Source organism: Ensifer sp. GW101-20A05, from assembly GCF_059424735.1.
Genome location: NZ_JBWKZT010000006.1, coordinates 284,020 through 305,671, shown reverse-complemented (window position 1 = coordinate 305,671; position 21,652 = coordinate 284,020). Strand labels below are relative to the sequence as shown.

The window sequence follows — 21,652 nt, the reverse complement described above, 5'->3', positions numbered from 1 at the left end:
CATCCAGCGGCAGTTCTCCATAAGAGCCGTAGATTATGTCGCATGCGGGCCATGCGGCGCCAAAGTTGAACTGACTGGTTTCTTGATGCTAGAGAAGTGCTCCCTGTTCCGAATGCGTTGTCGAATGTCGGCCTGACCGGACGCGCCTTCCATCCCGACTTTGCCGGGATCACGAGTTTTGAACATCCGAGAGCACCTAATGTATCCGCACATTCCGACTGCGCCTCTTTCGGGGATCTCCGAACGATGAGCGTTTCCGCCTTGAAAGCCACGTCACCGGCTGACGCAGCCGTCGTCTTCGACGGCGTTTCCAAGCATTTCCCCGCCTCCGGCCAAAGCGGCGCCTTCACCGCGCTCGACAACGTCTCGCTGACGGTCGATCGCGGTTCAATCACCGGCATTATCGGTCGTTCCGGCGCCGGCAAATCGACGCTGATCCGGCTGGTCAACGGGTTGGAGAAGCCGAGCAGCGGGAAGGTGCTGGTCGACGGCGTCGATGTCGGCGGGCTCGACGAGGCGGCGCTGCGCACGCTTCGCCGCAACGTCGGCATGATTTTCCAGCACTTCAACCTGCTCTCCTCGCGCACCGTGTTCGGCAATATCGCGCTGCCGCTCGAGATATCAGGCATGGACAAACGCGCCATTGAACAGCGCGTCCGGCCGCTGCTCGATCTCGTCGGCCTTGCCGACAAACACGGGCGTTACCCGGCCGAACTTTCCGGCGGGCAGAAGCAGCGCATCGGCATCGCCCGGGCGCTTGCGACGGAGCCGAAGCTGCTACTTTCCGACGAGGCGACCTCCGCCCTCGACCCGGAGACGACACAGTCGATCCTGGACCTGTTGAAGCGCATCAACGCCGAGCTTGGCCTGACCGTGCTGCTCATCACCCATGAGATGGAAGTGGTGAAGGCGGTGACCTCTGACGTCGCCGTCATCGACCACGGCCGCATCGTCGAGCGCGGTCATACCTTCGACGTCTTCACCCATCCGAAGCACGAGACGACGCGGGCGCTGCTTTCGGGCCTGCCGGGCTCCAAGCTTCCGGACGCGGTGGCCCGGGCGCTCAAAGCCCAGCCCGCACCTGGAGACCGTGCCGTCGTGCGGCTCACCTTCTTTGGTGCGGCGGCCGAAAGGCCGCTGATCTCACAGCTGATCAAGTCTGTCGGCGCCGAGGTCAACATCATCGCCGGAACGATCGACGAAATCGGCGGCGCGCCCTATGGCTCGCTGGTCGTCGCCTATGGCGCGGATGCCGAGACGTCCGGGCGCGCCGAACGCTTCTTTGCCGAAAACGGTCTGGTCACGGAGGTGCTCGGTTATGTCGCCTGATATTCTCCTGCGCATTGGCGGCGCCACCGTCGACACGATCTACATGGTCGCAGTCGCCGGCCTGATCGGCTCGCTGATCGGCCTGCCGATCGGCATCTTTCTCGCGACCAGCGGCAAGGGCGAACTCTTCCCGGCGCCGACGCTGAACCGCATCGTCGGGCTGATCGTCAACGCCACGCGCTCGACGCCGTTCATCATCCTGGTCGTCGCCATCATTCCCTTCACTCGGCTTCTCACAGGCACTTCGATCGGTACCAAGGCGGCGATCGTGCCCTTGACCATTGCGACGATCCCCTTCGTCGCGCGTCTGGTGGAGGCGGCGATCCGCGAGATCGACAAGGGTCTGATCGAGGCGGCGCGCGCCATGGGCGCGACCCCGATGCAGATCGTCTTCAAGGTGTTGCTTGCGGAGGCGCGGCCGGCGCTGACCTTGGCACTGACGATGACGGCCGTCAGCCTCATCGGCTATTCGGCGATGGTCGGGGCCGTCGGCGGCGGCGGGCTCGGCGACCTCGGCATCCGCTACGGCTACCAGCGCTTCATGCCCGACGTAATGCTCGTCGTTGTCATCGTGCTGATCGTCCTGGTGCAACTCGTCCAGAGCGCCGGCGACGGCCTGGCGCGGCGCTTCGACAAGAAAAACCGCAAGACCTGATTTCCTCCCAAGACTGAACGTGAACAAGGAGACATCCATGAAGAAGCTTATCATCGCGGCAGCGATTGCCGCTCTTACCGCCGGCACGGCGCTTGCCGAGACCATCAAGGTCGGCGTCACGCCGGGCGAGCATGCCCAGATCATGGAGAAGGTGAAGGAAGTCGCGGCACCCAAGGGCCTCGACATCGAGATCCTCGAATTCTCCGACTACGTCGTTCCGAACCAGGCTCTGGCCGATGGCGATCTCAACGCCAACTCGTTCCAGCACCAGCCCTATCTCGACAACCAGATCGCCGATCGCGGCTTCGAGATCGTCAGCGTCGGCACCACGATTACCACGCCGATGGGTGTCTATTCGCAGAAGGTGAAGAGCCTCGACGAACTCCAGGACGGCGCGACGATCGCCATCCCGAACGACCCGACCAATGGCGGCCGCGCGCTGCTGGTTCTCGCCTCCAAGGGCCTGATCAAGGTCAAGGAAGAGGCCGGCCTGAAGGTTACGCCTGCCGACGTCACCGAGAACCCGAAGAACATCACCTTCGCCGAGCTTGATGCGGCGCAGCTGCCGCGCTCGCTGCAGGACGTCGATGCGGCCGTCATCAACACCAACTATGCGATGGAAGCCGGCCTGCATCCGAAGAAAGACGCGATCGCGATCGAAGGCGAGAAGTCGCCCTATGCCAACGTCATCGCCGTGCGCAAGGCCGACAAGGATGCGCCGTGGGTAAAGACGCTGGTCGAATCCTACCATGATGAGAAGGTGAAGGCCTTCATCAACGACACCTTCAAGGGCGCGCTGATCCCGAGCTGGTAAGAGCTCCTTTCGAACGGAAAAATGGACCGCGCGCTGCAATCCCGGAGCGCGGTTTTTCTTTGACCGCAAGTTTCGCCCGGTTATCCTCCTCACGCTTTGAGGAGGAGACGACATGAGTGTGATGAAAGGCGGCTGTCTCTGCGGCGCAATCCGCTACGAGGCGAAGGGGCAACCCATCTATTCCGGGTTCTGCCATTGCCGCGATTGCCAGCGCACCACCGGAACCGGCCATTGCTGCTACATGATCCTCGATCGCGCGAACGTGGTAATGTCAGGCACCTGCCGCGGCTACGAGACACGCGCCGAAAACGGCAATGTGTCGGTCCGCTATTTCTGCGAAACCTGCGGCAGTCAGGTCTTCGGCTCAGGCCCGCCAGGGGATCCACGCGTGTCGATCTATGCCGGCACGCTCGACGATCCCTCAGTGTTCCAGCCGACCGATGCGATCTTTACCCGCAGCCGGCATGAATGGGACCGCAGTGCGCTGGCGCTGGAGGAGTGCGAGGCGTTACCGGGCTAGCTGCTGCGACAGCGGATTTGCCCCTCACCCTCTACCCGCAGGCGGGGCGAGGGGACGTGCCCAACAGCGGCCGTCGTGCCGGAACCTTCGCTGCCCGTGGCCTGAAAGCGGCCGTCACGTATCGGAGTTTGATCGGCGGACTGGCGCGGTACCGCAAGTCTCTTCGCCCCGCTTGCGGGGAGAAGGTGCCGGCAGGCGGATGAGGGGGATTTCTCCGAAGCCCGCTTCAGCTACCGAGGTGGCGTTCGCCGCGCTTCTCCGCAAGCTCGATCTGCTTCTGGCGCTGGCGGTAGCGTTCGCGGTCCTCGTCGGTGCGGACCTCGTGGCAATGGATGCAGGAGACGCCGTCCTCATGGTGCGGCGACAGGAGATCGGCCGGGGTCAGCGGCTGCCGGCAGGCGTGGCAGAGCGTGTGCTCACCTTCTTCAAGGCCATGGGTCACGGAGACGCGATCGTCGAAGACGAAGCAGGCGCCTTCCCACAGGCTTTCTTCCTGCGGCACTTCCTCGAGATACTTCAGGATGCCGCCCTTGAGGTGATAAACCTCGTCGAAGCCCTGTTCCTTCATGAAGGCGGTCGCCTTCTCGCAGCGGATGCCGCCGGTGCAGTACATGGCGATCTTCGGCTTGTTGTGCAGGCCGGTGTGGTTGCGCACCCAGTCCGGAAATTCGCGGAAGGTCTTGGTCTGCGGATCGACCGCGCCCTTGAAGATGCCGATCGCCGTCTCGTAGTCGTTACGCGTGTCGATGACGATCGTCTCGGGATCGGAGATCAGCGCGTTCCAGTCTTTCGGATCGACATAGGTGCCGACGATCTTGTTGGGGTCGATGTTCTCGACGCCCATGGTGACGATTTCCTTTTTCAGCCGCACCTTCATCCGCAGAAACGGCATCGAGGACGCGCGGCTTTCCTTGTGCTCCAATGCGACAAGCTCCGGCTGCGCGCGCAGGAAGGCAAGCACCGTGGCGATGCCGGCATCCGTGCCGGCGATCGTGCCGTTGATGCCCTCATGGGCGATGAGCAATGTGCCCTTGACGCCGTTCTCGTCGCAGACGGCCTGCAGCGGTTCGCGGAATTCGGCGAAGCGCGGGAAGCTTGCGAAATGATAGAGCGCGGCGACCAGAAACTGGCCGTGGGTCTCACCATGGGTCTCAGGGCGCGGGGTGGTGGAAATGTCGGTCATGGCCGGTGCAAATACAGCTTTCGCGCCGCAAGCGCAATCGTGGCGGGCGAGAGGGGGCACTCTGTCGCTGCAGGTCACGATGAAACGAGTTGAATGAACCGGCGGGAAACCGCAGGCGGGATCGCATCGCGTCTTGGTTCCGCATCATGTTCAAGAAACAATTGGATGCTAATATGCAACTCAAAAGGGTGGAGGCGCGATTTAGGAATTGCGCGAGCGCGCTGCTGTTTGCGAGATCAATGCGCGAGAGAGCGGGACCGCCAGCTGGGAGGAGACGCAGATCACTTGGGGCCCTGAGCCATGCAAACCTAAGGTGCGTAACAATGAAGACTCCTGCGCCAGGGTACACGCAGGCAGATCCCCCGATCCTATCCGAATGCCGCTGGCATGGACCTGAGCGCCGTCCTTAGCACGCTCTATGTGTGGTTAGCCGAGGACTTTCGCTTGGTCCGTCTGCTTTTCTCGGTCGTCGGCGTGGGACTTGCGTTGGATATCGCATGGAAGCTGCGGCGTGACGCGCTGCTTCGGCGTCGTGGAACATCGACCAAGGGACGGATCGTCCAAGTGTCGAGTGGGGAGGACTACGACACCGCCATCATTCGGTTCACAGACGGGGCGGGACGCACACACGAATTCGACTCCGAGCTTCCTCATTCAGGCGAGCCCGTCGGGACAAGCGTCGACGTACGCTATGACCCTCAGACCCCAGGGCGTGCCCATCTCGCCGGCAGACCCCTAAGGCGCATGTTGCTGTACGTGGTGTCTCTGATCGTCGCCGCGGGTTTTGTCTTCCTGGCGGTGGTGCTCGACGGCTGAATACAGCGGGGAGCCCCAGCTAGCGCGCGGCGTCGAGCCAGAGCAGACGGATCGTCCGGCTCTCTTCGTCGGGCTGCTCCTGGAAGACCGTTGCTGCCAGTGTCAACGCGTCGTCTCGCAAGGTTTCCTGCCGGGCAATGACGGCGGCGATGAGATGGGCCTGGTCCTGGCTGTTGCCGGCCAGCGCCGGATCTTCGTTGATCAACTGGATCATGACGGCGAGATCGTTGAGGTGGCCGAGCGTGTCGACCAGCATCTTGGCCTCGCTGCGCTTGGCCTGGATAGCAGACGGCCAGGTGTCGCGCATAAGTCCCAGATGCATGCGGTAGTCCTGCGCCCGCTTGCGCAACTCGTGGAAGGCGCCGGCTTCGGTGCTCGAGCCGCAGGCTTCCTTGGCGCGGGCGGCGCGCTTGAGCGTCTGCTGCCAGCCTTTCGTCAGCCGGGCGGCGGTTCTGCGGCGACGATCGTCAAAAGAGACTTGCGCCAGTGCCTGCAGGGCGTGTTCACAAGTGACGATGGTTGCGGCAACGCGGTCCTCGATGTCGGTCTCGCAGGCAGCGATGCGGTCGCGGCGTTTCTCCAGCCGCTTGCAAATGTGAGTGAGAGCCTTCTCCTGTTCGACGCTGGCAGCCGATGCCCTCAGGTATTGAGCGTTTTCCACCAGCGCTGCCGCATCGCGGACGGTTGAGAGATTGCGGGCCATGTCGCGAATGCGCGTGTTTTCGTGCTTCTGGAATTGCGGCGCGTCGGCGGCAACGAGCCGATAGAGCGAACGCAGACGCTTGAAGTTCTTGCGGGCCTCATGGATGGCCTCATGGAGGCCATCAGGGCGGTCTTCGAGGGTCATGACCGCCTGCGTGAGTTGTTCGGCGGCAATGGCGCGGAAATCGTTGGTGAACGGCCGTCCGGGCCGGAAGGCGTAGGTCATGATTGGGGTTCCATCAGCCCCTCTGTGGCAAGTGCCTGGTTGGAATAACGGCGGTCGCCGGTGACTTCGCGGTCGATCCAATTGGGCAGCGCCGGCAAGTCGGTCTCGCGCTTCATCTCCACTTCGGCGACGACCAGGCCCTTGAGCGCGCCTTCGTAGACATCCACTTCCCAGACGAAGCCCCTGTATGGCACGCGATATCGTCGTTTCTCGATGACGATGCCGACCGCCTGCGTCAGCATCTCGCGAGCGTCGTCCATCGGTACATCGTATTCATATTCGTTTCTGACCAGCGCCGACTTGCCGATCTTGATGGTGAGGCGCGCCCACTTGTTGCCGTGGATGCGCACGCGCAGCGAGCGATCGTCCATGGTGACGACATAGGCTTGCCTGAGGTCGATGCCCTTGTCCGCATGCTCTCGCCACGCGTCGGACGCGACCAGAAACTTGCGTTCTATTTCCTTCGCCATGGATAATCCGCCATTTCGATAGGCTCGCCGTCATCAAACTATCGCTTTCGTGCGAAGGCTCAAGTCATCTCTTTGTTGTAGGTAATATTTTATCTTCAGCTTACATGAGAATGCCGCACACTTGCGCCCTTGGGTCTCGACAACCGGTGGCCGGCGGAGTATGCGGAGGGCATATTCAATCGTTTTAAAAAGGACGATCGGCATGAGCGCGAAAACCGACAGGCTTCTTTCCATCCTCAAATTGCAGCCGGTCGTTCCGGTCCTCGTGATCGACGACGTCGCGACCGCCGTGCCGCTGGCGCGCGCTCTGGTTGCCGGCGGGTTGAGGGCGATCGAGATCACGCTGCGCACGCCGGCAGCGCTCGAAGCGATCAGCGCGGTTGCCAACGAAGTGGAAGGCGCGGTTGCCGGCGCCGGCACGATCCTCAATGCCGCGCAATTCGAAGCGGCTGTCGAAGCCGGCTCGAAGTTCATCGTCAGCCCCGGCACGACGCAGGAACTGATCGATGTCGCGAACGACCACGAAGTGCCGCTGCTGCCGGGTGCCGCGACGGCGAGCGAAGTCATGGGCCTGCGCGAAGAAGGCTACGACGTCATGAAGTTCTTCCCGGCGGAACAGGCCGGTGGTGCCGCCTATCTCAAGTCGCTGTCTTCGCCGCTGGCCGGCACGATGTTCTGCCCGACCGGCGGGATCTCGCTTTCCAACGCGCGCGACTATCTGACGCTGCCGAACGTCGTCTGCGTCGGCGGCTCCTGGGTCGCACCGAAGGATCTGGTCGCCAAGGGCGATTGGGCCGGCATCACCAAGCTTGCGGCCGAAGCCTTCGCCCTCAAGGGCTGAACGGGAAGCACTGTTTCTACATTTGAAGGCCGGGCGTAAGCCCGGCTTTTTTCGTTGGTCGCGGTGTTCTTCGTCACACGCGCCTGGCGCGAATTTGTATTTCCCCTGCAACGTTCCTATGTCTCAATCCATTCGACGGCGCGAGCGCGGGCGGCGCTCCGTTTCGTTTGATCTCAACCGCCCGGAACCGACAATCCAACCGACAAGGAGCGAAACCCGATGTTCGACGCGAAGAAATTGCTGGATCAGTTTCTGGGATCGCAGGTGCCCGGTGCCGGCGGCACGGTGCGCGATCGCGCGACCCAGGCGACGCAGCTTGCCAAGGACAATCCGCTGGCGACAGGCGCCATCGCCGCGGTCCTGCTCGGCACCAAGTCTGGTCGCCAGCTGGCCGGCAATGCCGCTGTGCTCGGTGGCCTCGCGGCCATCGCGGGTCTCGGTTACCAGGCCTACAAGAACTATCAGGCCGGCAACACGCCGGGAGGCGCAACCGTTGCCAAGGGGGAACCGGAACTCCTGCCGCCGCCGGCCGATTCCGGCTTCGCGTCTGCGCCGGAGGCCGTCAGCCACGACTTCGCGCTGACGCTGGTGCGGGCGATGATCGCGGCCTCGCGCGCTGACGGGCACATCGACGAGGCCGAGCGTCAGCACATCATGGACAAGCTGTCGGTCGCCGGCCTTTCGGCCGATGCCGCCGCCTTCCTCGAAAACGAGCTTGCCAATCCTGTCGATATCGACGCGATCGTCGGTGCGGCCAAGACGGAAGAAGAGCGCGTCGAGGTCTATACCGCATCGCGCCTGACGATCGAGCCGGAGACGCGTGCGGAGCGTGGCTATCTCGACCTGCTGGCCGGCCGCCTCGGCCTTCCGGATGCGCTGGTCGATCACATCGAAGCGACCGTTTCGGCCGCCAAGGTGCCGGCGACGGCCTAGCATCCTCGCCTGATCCTCATGGGTTCATAACCAGTTTGAATTTGTATCGGTCGCCACTCTGGCCTATTGCGAAGTGCAAGGGGTAACGGAGGAGCGGCCGATGCGTGATCTCAAGAACTGGAAAGGATGCCCGGCGCCGAAGGGCGTCGCGCTCGAAGGGCGCTTCGTCAAGCTCGAGCCCTATGAGCGTGACCGGCATCTTCAGGACCTCTGGGACGGTCTCGGCGGCATGGCGATCAATCCGCTGCTCAAGTATTTCACGCAGCCGGACTTCAAGGACATTGAAGGATTCGACGCCTGGCTGACGGCGGCGCAGGAGAAATCCGGCTGGGTCACCGAAGTGTTTCGCGACAAAGCGACGGGTATCGTCGTCGGAATGGCTAATTACATGCGCGCCGATCCCGCCAATGGCGTTGTTGAAGTCGGCTCCGTCGCCCATGGCGCCGCCATGGCGCGCTCACCGCTCTCGACCGAAGTCCATTACCTGATGGCGAAACACGTCTTCGAGGATCTCGGCTATCGCCGCTACGAATGGAAATGCCACAGCGAGAACATGGCAAGCCGCAACACGGCGGCGCGCCTCGGCTTTACGTTCGAGGGCATCTTCCGCCAGCACATGATCTCCAAGGGCGAAAACCGCGACACGGCCTGGTTCTCGATGATCGACAGCGAATGGCCGCTGCTCAATGCCGCATTCGAAACCTGGCTCGCAGCTGATAATTTCGATGAGGATGGTCGCCAGAAGCGGCGGCTTGAAGATATACGTGCGGACTTGGAGCGGAAGGCGTCCAAGTAGGCGCCTGACGCTCGGTCGCACCAGACAACAGCAGGGAAGTCATGCAGAACAAGGAAAAGTCACCGGCGATCGCCGCTGCGATCATTCTCGTCGTCGCCGGCCTCGGCTTCTTCGTGCTGCCGTCGATCATGCTGAAGCTTGGCGACATCTCGCCCTGGCTTGCCGCCGCGTTCGGCGTGATCTTCGTACTGGCCTTTTTCCTGCTCTTCTGGCTCCGGGCCCGCTACCAGCGCAAGCGCGGGCTTTGACGATCGCTTCCTGCCAGAGCCTCAGCTCTGCAGGGCTGCGCCGAGAAGCACCAATCCAAGCAAAAGAACCGAGGCTGCACCGGCGATCTCGATGCCATTCGAGATCCGGGCGGCGGCAGAGCCGCTTGAGGCGTAGCGGAGCGCAAAGCCCTTGGCAGTGACGGCCATGGTCGCGAGGATCGAGACGGTGATCGCCGTGCCGATCGACATGGCGAAGACCGACAGCACGCCGCCGAGATAGAGCCCGTTCAGAAGCGCGAAGGAGAGCACGATCAGCGCGCCGGAGCAGGGACGCAGGCCGACGGCGATAACGGCCGACCAGGCTTCCCGGAGCGCGAAACGATCGCCCTTCAGCATCGACGGATCGGGGGCGTGCGCATGCCCGCAGCTCGCGCAGACTTCGCCAGGGCCATGGCTGTGCCCATGGTGACCGCCGTGTTCGTGATGGTCGTGATGATGGTGATCGTGGTGATGATGGTCGTGATCGTGCGCGAGATGGATATGCCCGCCGCCGGCGACTGAGGCCACGGCGACCGGGCGCAGCATCGACCGCAGCTTGCGCAGGAGCAGCCATCCGCCGAAAGCGGCAATGAGCGCGTAGCTGGCGATTTCCAACCACCGCGTCGCCGTGGTCATGTTGATCGACGAACCGCGCAGCAGCAGATAGACGGCGCCGATCAAAAGGATCGCGACGATCCCCTGCAAGATCGAGGAAAGGAACGACAACATTACGCCGCGCTTCAGCTCGGTCTCGTTGGCGATCATGTAGGAGGAGATCACCGCCTTGCCGTGGCCGGGGCCGGCGGCATGAAGGACACCATAGGTGAAGGAGAGCCCGACCAGCGACCAGAGCTGCCAGGGGTTTTCCCGCATGCCCTTCAACGCGTTGGTCATCAACCGGTAGAAGCCCTGCTGCTCCATGTTCACCCAGGCGAAGAAACCGCCGAGGAAGCCGGTCGTCTTGAATGCAGGCTCGGCCGTGCCGATGCCGAGCGGCGACTGGGCCGCCGCAAGCGTTGCGGACAGCGCCGTGACGATGAGCGCTGCCGTGACCAGACGTCCGATCCTGCAGGTGTTCAGCATGTGATCTCTATCCTGGTTGCAAAGAGCTTCGACATGTCCGTGCCGGTCGGATCACTCCAGAAGGCATCGGTCAGCGTGTCCTTGTTCTCGGCGAGGACCTCGTCCGGATCAGGGCGGACGACCTTGTGCTCGCAGGCGTTGATCTTCTCGCCGACGACGGTCAGGTCGTTGTCGGTCGCGAAATCCATCGCCGTATACATGGTCGGATCATAGACGCCGAAGGAAAGCTTGCCCTTGAGCGGCATCGGCTCGGCCGGCTTGACGGCGAACATCATCATGAGCTGCCCGTCCTTGTAGTCGACGGTGATGCTGTCCGGCTTGTTGACCTTGATGGTTTTGCCGTTGTCGAGGATCGTCGTGTAGTAATTGTACTCAGACAGCGACTCCAGCACGGTCTGGCCGACTTCCGCCAGTTCGTCCGGATCAAGCATCGCATTCGAGTTCTTGTCGAAATCGAGCACCACGCTCGACGAAAACAGCTCGTCGAAACGCCAGACGTTTCGCAGTTCGCTGACTTCGGCCTTGTCGTCGGAGACCACCTCGAGCCGCGCTTCCGCGAAGATGTGCGGATGGGCAAGGGCCAGCGACGGCGCAAGCAGGGTGGCAAGGCCGGCCATGATGAGGCGTTTGGTTCTCATGAAACGGCAATCCTTTCGGCGGGGCGATCTCCCGCGATTCGTTTCCGGGAATGTACCGGAAATGGGACGGAATTGGGACTTGGCCGATCACATGCGCCGGCGGCAGCTTCGGTGGTGCAGAGGCGGTCAGCGTGGCTTGCGGAACCAGGCATGCAGGAAATCGACCAGCGTCCTGACCTTGGCCGGCAAATAGCGGCGATGCGGATAGATCGCATAGATGCCGCGGTCGCGCGGCAGGAAATCGTCAAACATCGTCACGAGTTCGCCCGCCGCGATCTTCGGCCGGGCAATGAAATCGGGAATGACCGCGACGCCCATGCCGGAGACGGCGGCCCTCAGAGCGGCAAGCGGACTGTTGACCTCGATCGGGCCGCTGACCGGAACGGTGAAGGCCGAGCCGTCGGGCTCGACGAAGCGCCAGTTGGAATAGGAGCGGCCATTGGTGTCGAGAATGCAGGGGAGCTTGGAAAGATCGGTCGGGTGTTCGATCGGGCCGGATTTCTCAAGAAACTCCGGCGCGGCGCAGATCAGCACCTGGAAATCGTCGAGCTTGCGGGCGATAAGCGTGGAATCCTCCAGTCGCGTAATGCGGATGGCAGCGTCGAAGCCTTCCTCGACGAGATCGACGAAGCGGTCGTCCGAGACGATCTCCAGCGAGAGCTCAGGATGCTGCTTGCCGAAGTCGATGAGCGACTGGCCGATCTCGGCATCGACGAAAGTGCGCGGCGCCGTGATGCGCAGCCGTCCCTTCAGGTCGGAGTTGTTGGCGCGCACGAGATCGGCAAGGTTGTCGATCTCCTTCAGGATTTCCGAGGCGGTGCGGTAGTAGGTATGGCCGGCTTCGGTCAGCGAGAATTGCCGGGTGGTGCGGTTGAGCAGCAGCGCGCCGAGCTCGTCCTCGAGTTCGCGCACATATTTCGAAAGTAGCGCCTTCGACTTGCCGACGCGCCTGGCGGCGGCCGAGAACCCCTCGGCGTCCACGACGTCGATGAAGGCGCGGATGCGGGTGAGTGTGTCCATGGCAATCTTTCTTTCGTGCTCTCAATCGCGTTGCGCCGATTCGATGCGAACGCCTCTTTTCGCGCCGATGATGCCGACGGCAGGTTGTCCGTCGCTTGCGCCTGATGCACCGGTTTCGGCGGATACCGGCGCATGCTGAAAATAATGACCCTTTTCAATAATTTACAGCAGTGATCGATCCGGCGCAGATCGTTCAATGTTTGTGAACACCGCCAGTTTTGCCTGCTTGGAAAAAAATTCAACTGCCAGTGCGAAAAAACTCTTGATTGCGACAGGCTTTTTTCTTACCTACGCCCTTGCCCAAAGTCGCACGTGCCTGTGGGTGTCCGCCGACCCTCGATTAGGTGAGGGTATCGGTAAGGTACCTGGAACTAACCCCTCCAGTCGCTATTCCGGCCAACCGGGAAATGCGAGGACATCTTGAAGCAACGACGGTGCGGGCCTTTCTGGTGTCTGCCGGCTTTCCAACAGCCGGGGTTACTGAAGAGGCACACCTTCATTGCCGGAAGTGCGGTTGGGTTATCCCCTCCAATCCATGGCAGACAAAGCCGAATTGAAGCCTAGGCGGGCTTTGATTCACCGTTCGCGCATCGAGCGCATGCATGGTTCCGGGGTCTCCACCGGCTGGTTCCAGCGCATGTGCGCGTATGCCCTTTGTCCTCCGCGAAAGCGGAGCATTTTGGATCAGGGGAATATGGCCATGACCACGGCACGCATCATCGACTTCATCAACACCCGACGACCCGAAGGCCCATGCCTCGTTGTCGACCTCGACGTCGTGCGCGACAACTTCAAGGCCTTCCGCCACGCGCTGCCCGACAGCTCGATCTATTACGCCGTCAAGGCCAACCCGGCGCCGGAAATCCTGCGCCTTCTCGCCGGTCTCGGCTCCTCGTTCGATTGCGCGTCCGTCGCTGAAATCGAAATGGCGCTCGATGCCGGTGCGACCCCGAGCCGCATTTCTTATGGCAACACCATCAAGAAGGAGCGCGACATTGCCCGCGCCCATGCGCTTGGAATCAACTTGTTTGCGGTCGATAGCCACGAGGAAGTCGAGAAGGTCGCCCGTGCGGCCCCCGGCGCCCGCGTGTTCTGCCGCGTGCTGACCGATGGCGAAGGTGCCGAATGGCCGCTGTCGCGCAAGTTCGGCTGCGTCCCGCAGATGGCCGTCGACGTGCTCGTCTACGCCCATCAGCACGGCCTCGTCTCCTACGGCGTCTCGTTCCATGTCGGTTCGCAGATGACGAAGCTCGATGCCTGGGATGCGGCTCTCTCGGATGCCAAGCGCGTCTTCGTGCAGCTGGCCAAGCGCGGCATCGAGCTGAAGATGGTCAACATGGGTGGGGGCTTCCCGACGAAGTACCTGAAGGACGTCCCGACGGCGGAAGCCTACGGCCAGGCGATCTTCGGTGCGCTGAAGAAGCACTTCGGCAACAACATCCCGGAGACCATCATCGAGCCGGGTCGCGGCATGGTCGGCAACGCCGGCGTGATCAAGGCGGAAGTCGTGCTCGTGTCGAAAAAGTCGGACAACGACGCCCATCGCTGGGTGTTCCTCGACATCGGCAAGTTCGGCGGTCTAGCCGAAACCATGGACGAGGCGATCCGCTACCCGATCCGCACGGCGCGCGATGCCGACGAAATGGAACCTTGCGTTCTCGCCGGCCCGACCTGCGATTCGGCCGACGTGCTCTATGAGAAGAACATGTACCCGCTGCCGATCACGCTTTCGATCGGTGACGAGGTTCTGATCGAGGGCACCGGCGCCTACACGACGACCTACTCGGCCGTCGCTTTCAACGGCTTCGAGCCGCTGAAGGCCTACGTGATCTGATCCGGTTTGCTCCCGTCTTCGGGCGGGAGCGCCATTTCACAATTTTTGTTCGGTCCGCCTGAAGCGGTTTTGATGACGGGAGGCCCCGATGGCCGCTGTTGTTGACGCCCTGCGCGCATTCTTTGCGCCCACTACATTTGTAATCGATGCCGAAAATCCGGGCGACGTCGTCGCGCGCGAGAACCTGCTCGACCGTGCCATGGGGCCGGAGCGGCGCCGCAAGTCGTCGGAAAAGCTGCGCAGTGGCCGGCTGCCGGCCGAGGGCCTCGCCTTCGTCGCGCGTGATATCGACGGTCATGTGATCGGCACGGTGCGTCTCTGGAACGTCGAAGCCGGTGTCAACCGCGAAGACCATGCCCTGCCGGCATTGCTGCTCGGTCCGCTCGCGGTCGATCCTGATCATGAGGGCAAGGGCATCGGCGGCATGCTGATGCGGGCGGCGATCGAAGAGGCCAAGAACCGCGGCCATGGCGCGATCCTGCTCGTGGGCGACGCCGCCTATTACGAGCGCTTCGGCTTCTTCGCGGGCCGCACGCAGCACCTCGTCATGCCCGGCCCGTTTGAGCGCAACCGGTTCCTGGCGCTCGAGCTTCGGGACAACTGGCTTGAGGGCGCTGCCGGCCTGATCGTCGCCAGCGGCCGTAAGCTGACGATGCCGCCGGTCCGCCGCGCGGCTTGATACCCCTTTCCGCCTCCAACCCTGCGGAGGCGGATTTTTCGCTGCTCCCTCGCTGGTCCGATGCGACCGGTGAGGGGGCAGACGCCCATGGGCCGGGCGCTCTCTCCCGATGATTTCGTGATCTTCCTTGACAACGCGGCGTCGCTGACCTGTCCTTGCGGACAAGGCCTCGTTGCAAGTGCATGGAAATCTCCCGCATGGATCCGTTCATTCTCGGGGCAGCGACCCTGCTGCCCTTTCTGCTGACATCCTTCATCATCGAACTGACGCCCGGGCCGAACATGGCCTACCTCGCCATGGTTGCGGCCTCGGAGGGGCGTCGGCCCGGCATGGCGACCGTTGCCGGCGTCGCGCTCGGCCTGGCACTCGTGGGCTTCGCCGCCTCCTTCGGGGTTGCCGAGTTCGTCGGTCAGTCGGACATGCTCTACGGCGCACTTCGCTGGGCAGGGGTCGGCTTCCTGCTCTATCTTGCCTTCGACGCCTGGAACGGCAACGGCGAGGAGGCCGGTCCGAGCGGCAAGCCGGTATCCTTCTATTTTCGACGTGGCTTGATCACCAATCTGCTCAATCCGAAAGCGGCCCTGTTCTTCGTAACCGTCCTGCCGACCTTCGTTGACGACGCCCGGCCGCTGTTGCCGCAGAACCTGACGCTTGCTGCGATCTATGTGGGCGTCGCGACTGCGGTGCATGCCGCGATCGTGCTTCTGGCAGGGGCTTTGGAGCCGGTCCTCAACTCACCGTCCCGCGAACGACTGGTGCGACGTGTGCTCGCACTGATGCTCGCGGCCGTGGCGATCTGGTTCGGCTGGTCGACGCGACGCTAGGGGTGCCCGGCAAAGGACCGACTAGGCGGCATCTTTCTCCGTGCGGGCGTCGTAGCAGACGAAGGCAAGCTTGTTGCCGTCCGGGTCGCGCACATAGGCCGCGTAGAAGCCGTCTCCGTATTGCGGGCGGAAGCCCGGTTTTCCCTCTTCGCCGCCGCCTCGCTCCATTGCGGTTTCGAACAGGCGGTCGATGAGGTTGGCGCTTTCCACCAGGAAGGCCGTCATGGCGCCGTTGCCGACCGAGGCGGGACGCGTGTCGAAGGGGTAGCAGGCGAAGAAGCGCGGCGCCTTGTCGTCGTCCTTTCGGCCCCACGAGGACACCTGCTCGTCGCAATAGCAGCGTTCCTGGCCGATCAGCGTCATCAGCGGATCATAGAAACGCTCTGCACGTTTCAGGTCCGACGTCCCGACCATGGTGTAGCCGATCATGCCTGTCTCCTCGCCTTGCCCGTCTCGGTGGCAAGTCGTCTCACACCTGCTCCAGGCACGCAACAGTGGCAATCGGGATTAGAAGGAGCCACCGATACGCGCAACGATGGTGTTCGCGCTGTGTTGCCGTGGATCGCATGTGCCTCAAGACGAGAAGCGGATGGTGTCCTCGGCGCCGTCCGCCTTTTTGTGCGTTACTGCCCCCTTGAGAAAGGCGCGGCCGCGTTCGGACAGGCGATAGCCGACGGCAAGGCTTTCCGTGAGGCCGAGTTCCTTCAGTTTTCGGATGCGCGTCTTGAGTTTCAGTTTTTCCATGCCGATGGTGGCGCTCAATTCCGTGGCGGTGGTTCCGTCGCAGGCAGCGATCAGCGTGAGCACCGGTATCGTCCAGGCCATGCCCGCGCTGCGGTCGAAGTCATCGAGCTTGCGGCCGATCTCTGCCCGTTCTTCGCTGCCGAAGTCGGACATTTCCCGCAGCGTGATGCGCAGATCGTCGCCGGCTCGGTGGAAGGCGATGCGGTAGCAGCGACCATCGCGGCGAGCGGCAAGCTGTTTCAAGAGAGCGCCGAGGTCGGCAAAGCCGGCCTTGCGCGCGTCGCCGTCGGTGATTGCGCCTTCCTCGATCTCGTCGACGGCATCGATGGCGAGAACGCCGACTGCGGTGCGCAGCGTACCACCGGCCCTGACCGTTGGCTTCGTCCAGCGTCGGAAGGCCAAGGTCACGTCGCCACTCGCGATGGCTGCGAGCACGTGCTGACGAAGCAGCAGGCGGTGGCGCGGCGATAGAGGGCGAGCGAGCCGGCGAGCGCCAGTAGCGCGCCGCCACAGAGTCTATCGAGCCAGACGGCGCCGGAGTGCTTGAGGAAGGCCGCGGCCTGTGCACCGAGCAGCGCGTAACCGAACATTACGGCAAGATCGACCGAGGCGAAGACGAATGCCAGGATGGCATATTGTGGTGCTTGCGGCGCGGCGGCGTCGATGAACTGCGGCAGGAAGGCGGTGAAGAACAGGTAGCCCTTCGGGTTGGTGACGGCGACGAGGAAGCTCTTGAGGAAGATGGCGACAGCGGAAACGGGATGACCGGAGCCGCTTGCCTCGGTTGCGACCTGGATCGTCCCTTTCGACCGCAACAGCATGATACCGAGAAAGGCGAGGTAGGCGGCGCCCAGCCATTTGACGACGGTAAACCAGAATTCGGAGGCGGCGAGCAGGGCGCCGAGACCGAGTGCGACGGCGCCGATCAGCACGAAATCCGAGAGCATGGCGCCGAGCATACCGGCCGTGGCGCGCTTCACGCCATAGCGCGAGCCGTTGGTGAGCGCGAGCAGGACCGTCGGGCCTGGCGTCGCGATGCCGATGAAGGCAACCAGCGCGAATGCGAGTATCGTCATGTCGGTCATGGGGTCCTCCCTGCGTCTCCCGCGCCGTAGTCGTCCCACAGCTTTTGCGCGTGCGCAATCGTCTTTTGCGCCTGCACGATCGCCGCTCTTCCAGGCGAGGTTTGACAGCCGAGACGGCATCCCCTATGGAAACGGCAGGGTGAAGGTCCCTGCCGTCCGCGAGCGTCATGCTTTGGTGAAGTCCTTCTTCGAGACACGGTCAGCCGAAACGGCATGCGAACCGGTGGCAATGCGGGCTCCCATCTCCAAGGAATGCATGCCGCTGCAGGAGACCCTCTCATGACGCGCGGAACAACCACGCTTCCCTCACTCGATGCCCTAAAAGATCAGGCCAGGCGCTTGCGTACCCGCCTTGCTGCCGAAGGCGAAACCATCGGCCATTCCCGTTCGCTTGAATTGATCGCCGCCCAATACGGCTTTCGCGACTGGAACACGCTGCACGCTGCCGTCGGCAACCGGCCGCCCTTCAATCCCTGGATGCTGGGCTCGCGGGTGAAGGGGCGCTATCTCGGCCAGGCTTTCGAAGGCGAAATCCTGTCGGTGCAGGCGCTGACGGCGCAGCCGGGGCGCTATCGCCTGACGATGAAATTCGACGAACCGGTCGACGTCGTCACCTTCGAGAGCTTCTCGGCCTTCCGTCAACGGGTCACTGCGACGGTGGATGAGACGGGTCGGACGATCGAAAAGACCTCGAACGGGCTTCCGCAACTCGAACTCGATTGGTGAGACTGGCGCTCGTCGGGCTTTGCCACGCGGATGAGCCCGCTTCCGGTCCGTGCAACGGCTTCCGATCAACGTCCCCGAAGCGCGTGCTTCCGGGGACGTTTTCGTTTCAGGGCCGATCGCAGGTGCGGCCTTGGCCGAGTTGTCCCGTGGGCCGGAAGATCGCTCGATTTGCAAGTTAATTGCGAATGAGTTGCATTTGCATTATTGATGTAGCTGCAAATGATTTGCAAAAGCATGTGGCGCATTGCTGACCTATGCCGATCGCAGCGTGGCGCGCGGGTTATCCTATCGAGAGAGGGCCGAAAATGGACAAGCCGACAAGACCAGACCTGCTCCGAAGGCGGAGCCTTCTGATGGGCGGGCTGGCGGCGGCGGGCGGGACCGCGATCTGCACCAGCGCCACCTTGGGCCAAGAGCAGGCGAGCCATGCCGGTCATGCTGCGCCGGCGGGGGCCACCACCCAGGACCCGATGCCCGCCATGGGGCATGGGGCGATGATGACAGTCGGCGATGTTGACAGCGCAGCCAACGGCTTCGATCCGACCGACATGCTGACCGATTGGGAGACCGGGACCGTTTCAACGCTACCGGACGGGCGGACGCTACGCACCTTCGAGATGAGGGCGGAGGATCGCGAGATCGAGATCGCTCCCGGCATCAAGTTTCCCGCCTGGACCTATAACGGCCGTGTCCCCGGGCCGGCGCTGCGGGCGAAGGAGGGTGAGCGGCTGAGAATCGTCTTTCGCAACTATGCGTCTCATCCGCACTCGATCCATTTCCACGGCATCCATGCCGCACGCATGGATGGCGTGCCGGGTGCGGGCATGGTCGATCCGGGCGATGAGTTCATTTACGAGTTCGACGCCAAGCCGTTTGGCTGCCATCTCTATCATTGCCATGCGATGCCGCTGCGCCGGCATATTCACAAGGGCATGTACGGCGCCTTCGTCATCGACCCGGATCCGGAGCGCCGGCCGGAACATGTGGACGTCGCCCGCTCCCGACTGCTCGGCACGCCGGAGAATGCCGGCTGGCAGGAACTGGTGATGGTGATGAACGCCTTCGACACCAATTTCGATGCGGAAAACGAGTTCTACGCGGTCAACACCGTCGCTCACGCCTTCATGAAGCGGCCGATCCGGATCGTGAAGGGCAAACCGGTGCGCATCTATCTGGTCAACGTCATCGAGTTCGACCCAATCAACTCGTTCCACCTGCACGCCAATTTCTTCGACTATTACGATCAGGGCACGACGCTGACGCCGACATTGAACCGTCGATCTCATCACCCAGTGCCAGGCACAGCGCGGCATTCTCGAATTCACCTTCGCCGAGCATGAGCCCGGTCTTTACATGTTCCACCCGCATCAGACCGAGTTTACCGAGCTCGGCTGGGTCGGCATGTTCGACGTGGTGGAGGCGCTGGCATGAACGAGACCCTGCCGAGAGCTGCTATCCGCGCGGCAAAGACCAACCTGGTGTGGCTGGCGCTGCCTCTCATCGCCTTTGCCATTGCCGTTGCCTGGATTCTATCGGCCGATCCGTTGTCAGGATTCCGCAATGGCGCGCCGCCTATCGAAAACCTGACCTTCGAAAGGACCGTGCTCGACGATAGCGGCCTTCGCCTCCTTGTTCGCGCCGGTGGATCCGAACCGATGACAGTGGCGCAGGTTCAGGTGGATGACGCCTATTGGCAGTTCACCCAGGATCCGTCGGGGCCGATCGCGCGGGGCAGGGCAGCATGGCTGAACCTGCCATTCCCATGGATGCTGGGCGAGGCGCATGCTGTGAAGGTGGTGACCAACACCGGGGCCACGTTTGTGCACGACATTGCCGTCGCCGTGCCAACGCCGCAGGCAACGACAGGCCAACTGCGACTGCAGGCGCTGGTCGGCATTATCGTCGGCATCGTGCCGGTGGCCGTCGGCCTGATGTTCTATCCGGTGCTGCGTGGCGTCGGCCGCGACGGCATGGCGTTCCTGCTGTCACTGACGATCGGCCTGCTCGGCTTCCTGCTTGTCGATGCGAGTGCAGAAGCGCTCGAACTTGCCGGCGAGGCGGCCGCGATCTTCCAAGGGCCGGTCATGGTGGTGCTGGCGGGCTTGGGCAGCTTCCTCCTGCTGATAGCGATCGGGCGGCGAAGCGGTGCGCCGGCCGGGCTTGCGCTTTCCACTTACATCGCGCTCGGGATCGGCCTGCACAATCTCGGCGAGGGGCTGGCGATCGGTGCCGCCTTTGCGGCGGGGTCGGCTGGGCTCGGTACCTTCCTGGTGCTGGGCTTTGCGCTCCACAACGTCACCGAGGGCATCGGCATTGCCGCTCCGATCCTGAAAAAGAGGCCGTCCATCTGGACGTTCATCGGGCTGACGCTGCTTGCCGGCGGTCCGGCGGTGATCGGCATGTGGCTCGGAAGCCTTGCAACCTCGGCGCAGTGGTCGGCGTTGGCGCTTGCGGTTGGTGCAGGGGCGATCTTGCAGGTGATCATCGAAGTCGGCGCCTATCTGATGCGGCAAAGCGAGCGCGGGCGCGACGTGTTCCTGACGCCGCCTGTTCTGGCCGGTCTCGCGACCGGCGCCGCCTTCATGTTTGTCACCGCCGCGCTGGTGAAGATCTGAAGCGGGAGCGGGTCTGACGCGGGCCGAGATGGATCAGACGATCGTCTGGTCCATCTCGGCCGCCGGCACCTCGTCGACACGGTGAATGCGCACCACCATTGCCGGCACGCCCGCGACCGTGGTGCGCGGCGGCACGGACTTCAGGACGACGCTGCCGGCCGCGACCTTGCTGTAGGCTCCGACCTCGATATTGCCGAGGATCTTGGCGCCGGCGCCGATCATGACGCCTTGGCGTATTTTTGGATGCCGATCGCCGGTTTCCTTACCGGTGCCGCCGAGCGTGACGTTCTGAAGGATCGAAACCTGGTCTTCGATCACGGAGGTCTCGCCGATGACGATGCCGGATCCATGGTCGAGCATCACCGCCTTGCCGATTGCTGCGGCCGGGTGGATATCGGGACCGAAGACAAGCGAGGCGAGGTTCGAGAGCCAGTTGGCGACTTGCCTGCGGCCATCGATCCAGAGCCGGTGAGCCGCGCGATAGGTCTGCAGCGCCTGGAAGCCCTTGAGATTGAGGAGGACATGCAAGAGGCCCGGGCAGGCGGGGTCACGCTCCATCACCGCCTGGAGGTCCGCCTCGGCAGCGCGCAGAGCTGCTGCATCGGCGTCGAAGACGTCCGAAAGCAGCTGCGCCAGCGACCGTTCGTCGACACGGGCGACGGAAAGATGGGAAGCGAGAACACCTGCGAGCACCGCCGCATCCGACCGCGCCTCGGTGATCAGCCGCAGGGTTTGCTCCATGACCGGCTCGCGCATGGCGAGCGCCCGGGCTTCCGCACGGATGCGGTTCCAGACTTCGCCGTCCGCCAGAGGCACAACGGCCGAGCCAGCATAGAGTGGAGCTTCTGCGCCTGCGGTCATTGTTCGCCTG

24 protein-coding genes and 1 pseudogene are annotated in these 21,652 nt (G+C 63.1%); 15 read left to right on the top strand and 10 right to left on the bottom strand.

Annotation, left to right across the window (positions count from 1 at the left end; genetic code table 11):
• The first annotated feature begins 246 nt into the window (after positions 1 to 246).
• The 4 genes from AC070A_RS17915 to AC070A_RS17900 all read left to right on the top strand — a co-directional run bounded on the left by AC070A_RS17915 (position 247) and on the right by AC070A_RS17900 (position 3,318).
• Positions 247 to 1,329, top strand: a complete 1,083-nt coding sequence (locus AC070A_RS17915; RefSeq protein ID WP_110880187.1) for a methionine ABC transporter ATP-binding protein — start codon at positions 247 to 249, stop codon at positions 1,327 to 1,329.
• Complete coding sequence (locus tag AC070A_RS17910) at positions 1,319 to 1,984, top strand: methionine ABC transporter permease (RefSeq protein WP_057254555.1); 666 nt, start codon at positions 1,319 to 1,321, stop codon at positions 1,982 to 1,984. The genes AC070A_RS17915 and AC070A_RS17910 overlap by 11 nt, the downstream gene beginning before the upstream one ends.
• Positions 1,985 to 2,021: 37 nt before the next feature.
• Entirely contained in the window at positions 2,022 to 2,798 is a 777-nt protein-coding gene (locus AC070A_RS17905) for a MetQ/NlpA family ABC transporter substrate-binding protein (protein WP_112996775.1), read from the top strand.
• A 112-nt stretch (positions 2,799 to 2,910) separates the two neighbouring features.
• Positions 2,911 to 3,318 (top strand): GFA family protein, encoded by a 408-nt coding sequence (locus AC070A_RS17900; RefSeq protein ID WP_255571303.1) that lies wholly within the window; start codon positions 2,911 to 2,913, stop codon positions 3,316 to 3,318.
• 226 nt (positions 3,319 to 3,544) lie between these two features.
• Here the strand turns inward: AC070A_RS17900 and trhO are convergent, their stop codons facing one another.
• On the bottom strand, positions 3,545 to 4,501 hold the full coding sequence (gene trhO / locus AC070A_RS17895; protein ID WP_112996774.1) for an oxygen-dependent tRNA uridine(34) hydroxylase TrhO: 957 nt from the start codon (positions 4,499 to 4,501) through the stop codon (positions 3,545 to 3,547).
• A 387-nt stretch (positions 4,502 to 4,888) separates the two neighbouring features.
• Between trhO and AC070A_RS17890 the strand changes: the two genes are divergently transcribed.
• The gene (locus tag AC070A_RS17890) at positions 4,889 to 5,317 is read left to right on the top strand and encodes a DUF3592 domain-containing protein (RefSeq protein WP_112996773.1); all 429 of its coding nucleotides are present in this window, start codon (positions 4,889 to 4,891) and stop codon (positions 5,315 to 5,317) included.
• 19 nt (positions 5,318 to 5,336) lie between these two features.
• On the opposite strand, the gene AC070A_RS17885 is transcribed toward AC070A_RS17890, so the two are convergent.
• Both AC070A_RS17885 and AC070A_RS17880 read right to left on the bottom strand, forming a co-directional pair.
• The gene (locus tag AC070A_RS17885) at positions 5,337 to 6,245 is read right to left on the bottom strand and encodes a CHAD domain-containing protein (RefSeq protein WP_112996772.1); all 909 of its coding nucleotides are present in this window, start codon (positions 6,243 to 6,245) and stop codon (positions 5,337 to 5,339) included.
• Positions 6,242 to 6,715 (bottom strand): CYTH domain-containing protein, encoded by a 474-nt coding sequence (locus tag AC070A_RS17880; protein ID WP_058326864.1) that lies wholly within the window; start codon positions 6,713 to 6,715, stop codon positions 6,242 to 6,244. The genes AC070A_RS17885 and AC070A_RS17880 overlap by 4 nt, the downstream gene beginning before the upstream one ends.
• A 202-nt stretch (positions 6,716 to 6,917) precedes the next feature.
• On the opposite strand from AC070A_RS17880, the gene AC070A_RS17875 reads away from it, so the two are divergent.
• The 4 genes from AC070A_RS17875 to AC070A_RS17860 all read left to right on the top strand — a co-directional run bounded on the left by AC070A_RS17875 (position 6,918) and on the right by AC070A_RS17860 (position 9,533).
• Positions 6,918 to 7,556 carry a 2-dehydro-3-deoxy-phosphogluconate aldolase gene (locus AC070A_RS17875; protein ID WP_058326863.1) on the top strand — a complete coding sequence of 213 codons (639 nt, stop codon included), beginning with the start codon at positions 6,918 to 6,920 and terminating at the stop codon, positions 7,554 to 7,556.
• A gap of 219 nt (positions 7,557 to 7,775) precedes the next feature.
• Positions 7,776 to 8,489 (top strand): tellurite resistance TerB family protein, encoded by a 714-nt coding sequence (locus tag AC070A_RS17870; protein ID WP_058326862.1) that lies wholly within the window; start codon positions 7,776 to 7,778, stop codon positions 8,487 to 8,489.
• 100 nt (positions 8,490 to 8,589) lie between these two features.
• Positions 8,590 to 9,285, top strand: coding sequence for a GNAT family N-acetyltransferase (locus AC070A_RS17865; RefSeq protein ID WP_112996771.1), 696 nt, complete (start codon positions 8,590 to 8,592; stop codon positions 9,283 to 9,285).
• Positions 9,286 to 9,326: 41 nt separating this feature from the next.
• Entirely contained in the window at positions 9,327 to 9,533 is a 207-nt protein-coding gene (locus AC070A_RS17860) for a hypothetical protein (RefSeq protein ID WP_093233560.1), read from the top strand.
• Positions 9,534 to 9,554: 21 nt separating this feature from the next.
• On the opposite strand, the gene AC070A_RS17855 is transcribed toward AC070A_RS17860, so the two are convergent.
• The 3 genes from AC070A_RS17855 to AC070A_RS17845 all read right to left on the bottom strand — a co-directional run bounded on the left by AC070A_RS17855 (position 9,555) and on the right by AC070A_RS17845 (position 12,274).
• Positions 9,555 to 10,616, bottom strand: coding sequence for a nickel/cobalt transporter (locus AC070A_RS17855; protein ID WP_112996770.1), 1,062 nt, complete (start codon positions 10,614 to 10,616; stop codon positions 9,555 to 9,557).
• On the bottom strand, positions 10,610 to 11,254 hold the full coding sequence (locus tag AC070A_RS17850; RefSeq protein ID WP_058325269.1) for a DUF1007 family protein: 645 nt from the start codon (positions 11,252 to 11,254) through the stop codon (positions 10,610 to 10,612). The genes AC070A_RS17855 and AC070A_RS17850 overlap by 7 nt, the downstream gene beginning before the upstream one ends.
• 126 nt (positions 11,255 to 11,380) lie before the next feature.
• Complete coding sequence (locus AC070A_RS17845) at positions 11,381 to 12,274, bottom strand: LysR family transcriptional regulator (RefSeq protein ID WP_057254565.1); 894 nt, start codon at positions 12,272 to 12,274, stop codon at positions 11,381 to 11,383.
• Between the two features lie 694 nt (positions 12,275 to 12,968).
• Here AC070A_RS17845 and odc2 point away from each other — a divergent pair.
• The 3 genes from odc2 (at position 12,969) to AC070A_RS17830 (ending at position 15,611) form a co-directional block, all read left to right on the top strand.
• The gene (gene odc2 / locus AC070A_RS17840; protein WP_218373492.1) at positions 12,969 to 14,108 is read left to right on the top strand and encodes an ornithine/lysine decarboxylase; all 1,140 of its coding nucleotides are present in this window, start codon (positions 12,969 to 12,971) and stop codon (positions 14,106 to 14,108) included.
• A gap of 88 nt (positions 14,109 to 14,196) precedes the next feature.
• The gene (locus AC070A_RS17835) at positions 14,197 to 14,787 is read left to right on the top strand and encodes a GNAT family N-acetyltransferase (protein ID WP_112996769.1); all 591 of its coding nucleotides are present in this window, start codon (positions 14,197 to 14,199) and stop codon (positions 14,785 to 14,787) included.
• Between the two features lie 197 nt (positions 14,788 to 14,984).
• Positions 14,985 to 15,611: a LysE family translocator gene (locus tag AC070A_RS17830; RefSeq protein WP_112996768.1), complete on the top strand. Its 627-nt coding sequence runs from the start codon at positions 14,985 to 14,987 to the stop codon at positions 15,609 to 15,611.
• 21 nt (positions 15,612 to 15,632) lie between these two features.
• Here the strand turns inward: AC070A_RS17830 and AC070A_RS17825 are convergent, their stop codons facing one another.
• From AC070A_RS17825 to AC070A_RS17815, 3 genes are all read right to left on the bottom strand, one after another.
• Positions 15,633 to 16,040: a VOC family protein gene (locus AC070A_RS17825; protein ID WP_112996767.1), complete on the bottom strand. Its 408-nt coding sequence runs from the start codon at positions 16,038 to 16,040 to the stop codon at positions 15,633 to 15,635.
• Between the two features lie 144 nt (positions 16,041 to 16,184).
• Positions 16,185 to 16,763 (bottom strand): hypothetical protein, encoded by a 579-nt coding sequence (locus AC070A_RS17820; RefSeq protein ID WP_218373491.1) that lies wholly within the window; start codon positions 16,761 to 16,763, stop codon positions 16,185 to 16,187.
• Positions 16,760 to 17,440 carry a LysE family translocator gene (locus tag AC070A_RS17815; RefSeq protein ID WP_112996765.1) on the bottom strand — a complete coding sequence of 227 codons (681 nt, stop codon included), beginning with the start codon at positions 17,438 to 17,440 and terminating at the stop codon, positions 16,760 to 16,762. The genes AC070A_RS17820 and AC070A_RS17815 overlap by 4 nt, the downstream gene beginning before the upstream one ends.
• 279 nt (positions 17,441 to 17,719) lie before the next feature.
• Here AC070A_RS17815 and AC070A_RS17810 point away from each other — a divergent pair, with 279 nt between their 5' ends.
• The 3 genes and pseudogenes from AC070A_RS17810 (at position 17,720) to AC070A_RS17800 (ending at position 20,781) form a co-directional block, all read left to right on the top strand.
• A complete protein-coding gene (locus tag AC070A_RS17810) occupies positions 17,720 to 18,166 on the top strand; it encodes a glyoxalase superfamily protein (protein WP_058325263.1) in 447 nt (148 codons plus the stop codon).
• 305 nt (positions 18,167 to 18,471) lie between these two features.
• Positions 18,472 to 19,597: pseudogene (locus AC070A_RS17805) on the top strand (multicopper oxidase domain-containing protein).
• Positions 19,594 to 20,781: a ZIP family metal transporter gene (locus tag AC070A_RS17800; RefSeq protein ID WP_058325261.1), complete on the top strand. Its 1,188-nt coding sequence runs from the start codon at positions 19,594 to 19,596 to the stop codon at positions 20,779 to 20,781. The pseudogene AC070A_RS17805 and the gene AC070A_RS17800 overlap by 4 nt, the downstream one beginning before the upstream one ends.
• A gap of 33 nt (positions 20,782 to 20,814) precedes the next feature.
• On the opposite strand, the gene cysE is transcribed toward AC070A_RS17800, so the two are convergent.
• Positions 20,815 to 21,642 (bottom strand): serine O-acetyltransferase, encoded by an 828-nt coding sequence (cysE, locus tag AC070A_RS17795; RefSeq protein WP_112996763.1) that lies wholly within the window; start codon positions 21,640 to 21,642, stop codon positions 20,815 to 20,817.
• Positions 21,643 to 21,652: the final 10 nt, after the last annotated feature.

What these genes read in the sequence shown, in the direction of transcription:
- AC070A_RS17865 (WP_112996771.1), top strand. Translation starts at nt 8,590, where the DNA reads ATGCGTGATCTCAAGAACTGGAAAGGATGCCCGGCGCCGAAGGGCGTC.
- AC070A_RS17890 (WP_112996773.1), top strand. Translation starts at nt 4,889, where the DNA reads ATGGACCTGAGCGCCGTCCTTAGCACGCTCTATGTGTGGTTAGCCGAG.
- AC070A_RS17815 (WP_112996765.1), bottom strand. Translation starts at nt 17,440, where the DNA reads ATGACCGACATGACGATACTCGCATTCGCGCTGGTTGCCTTCATCGGC.
- AC070A_RS17860 (WP_093233560.1), top strand. Translation starts at nt 9,327, where the DNA reads ATGCAGAACAAGGAAAAGTCACCGGCGATCGCCGCTGCGATCATTCTC.
- cysE (WP_112996763.1), bottom strand. Translation starts at nt 21,642, where the DNA reads ATGACCGCAGGCGCAGAAGCTCCACTCTATGCTGGCTCGGCCGTTGTG.
- AC070A_RS17910 (WP_057254555.1), top strand. Translation starts at nt 1,319, where the DNA reads ATGTCGCCTGATATTCTCCTGCGCATTGGCGGCGCCACCGTCGACACG.
- AC070A_RS17880 (WP_058326864.1), bottom strand. Translation starts at nt 6,715, where the DNA reads ATGGCGAAGGAAATAGAACGCAAGTTTCTGGTCGCGTCCGACGCGTGG.
- AC070A_RS17825 (WP_112996767.1), bottom strand. Translation starts at nt 16,040, where the DNA reads ATGATCGGCTACACCATGGTCGGGACGTCGGACCTGAAACGTGCAGAG.
- odc2 (WP_218373492.1), top strand. Translation starts at nt 12,969, where the DNA reads ATGGCCATGACCACGGCACGCATCATCGACTTCATCAACACCCGACGA.
- AC070A_RS17850 (WP_058325269.1), bottom strand. Translation starts at nt 11,254, where the DNA reads ATGAGAACCAAACGCCTCATCATGGCCGGCCTTGCCACCCTGCTTGCG.
- AC070A_RS17885 (WP_112996772.1), bottom strand. Translation starts at nt 6,245, where the DNA reads ATGACCTACGCCTTCCGGCCCGGACGGCCGTTCACCAACGATTTCCGC.
- trhO (WP_112996774.1), bottom strand. Translation starts at nt 4,501, where the DNA reads ATGACCGACATTTCCACCACCCCGCGCCCTGAGACCCATGGTGAGACC.
- AC070A_RS17830 (WP_112996768.1), top strand. Translation starts at nt 14,985, where the DNA reads ATGGATCCGTTCATTCTCGGGGCAGCGACCCTGCTGCCCTTTCTGCTG.
- AC070A_RS17915 (WP_110880187.1), top strand. Translation starts at nt 247, where the DNA reads ATGAGCGTTTCCGCCTTGAAAGCCACGTCACCGGCTGACGCAGCCGTC.
- AC070A_RS17845 (WP_057254565.1), bottom strand. Translation starts at nt 12,274, where the DNA reads ATGGACACACTCACCCGCATCCGCGCCTTCATCGACGTCGTGGACGCC.
- AC070A_RS17835 (WP_112996769.1), top strand. Translation starts at nt 14,197, where the DNA reads ATGGCCGCTGTTGTTGACGCCCTGCGCGCATTCTTTGCGCCCACTACA.
- AC070A_RS17810 (WP_058325263.1), top strand. Translation starts at nt 17,720, where the DNA reads ATGACGCGCGGAACAACCACGCTTCCCTCACTCGATGCCCTAAAAGAT.
- AC070A_RS17875 (WP_058326863.1), top strand. Translation starts at nt 6,918, where the DNA reads ATGAGCGCGAAAACCGACAGGCTTCTTTCCATCCTCAAATTGCAGCCG.
- AC070A_RS17870 (WP_058326862.1), top strand. Translation starts at nt 7,776, where the DNA reads ATGTTCGACGCGAAGAAATTGCTGGATCAGTTTCTGGGATCGCAGGTG.
- AC070A_RS17855 (WP_112996770.1), bottom strand. Translation starts at nt 10,616, where the DNA reads ATGCTGAACACCTGCAGGATCGGACGTCTGGTCACGGCAGCGCTCATC.
- AC070A_RS17905 (WP_112996775.1), top strand. Translation starts at nt 2,022, where the DNA reads ATGAAGAAGCTTATCATCGCGGCAGCGATTGCCGCTCTTACCGCCGGC.
- AC070A_RS17800 (WP_058325261.1), top strand. Translation starts at nt 19,594, where the DNA reads ATGAACGAGACCCTGCCGAGAGCTGCTATCCGCGCGGCAAAGACCAAC.
- AC070A_RS17900 (WP_255571303.1), top strand. Translation starts at nt 2,911, where the DNA reads ATGAGTGTGATGAAAGGCGGCTGTCTCTGCGGCGCAATCCGCTACGAG.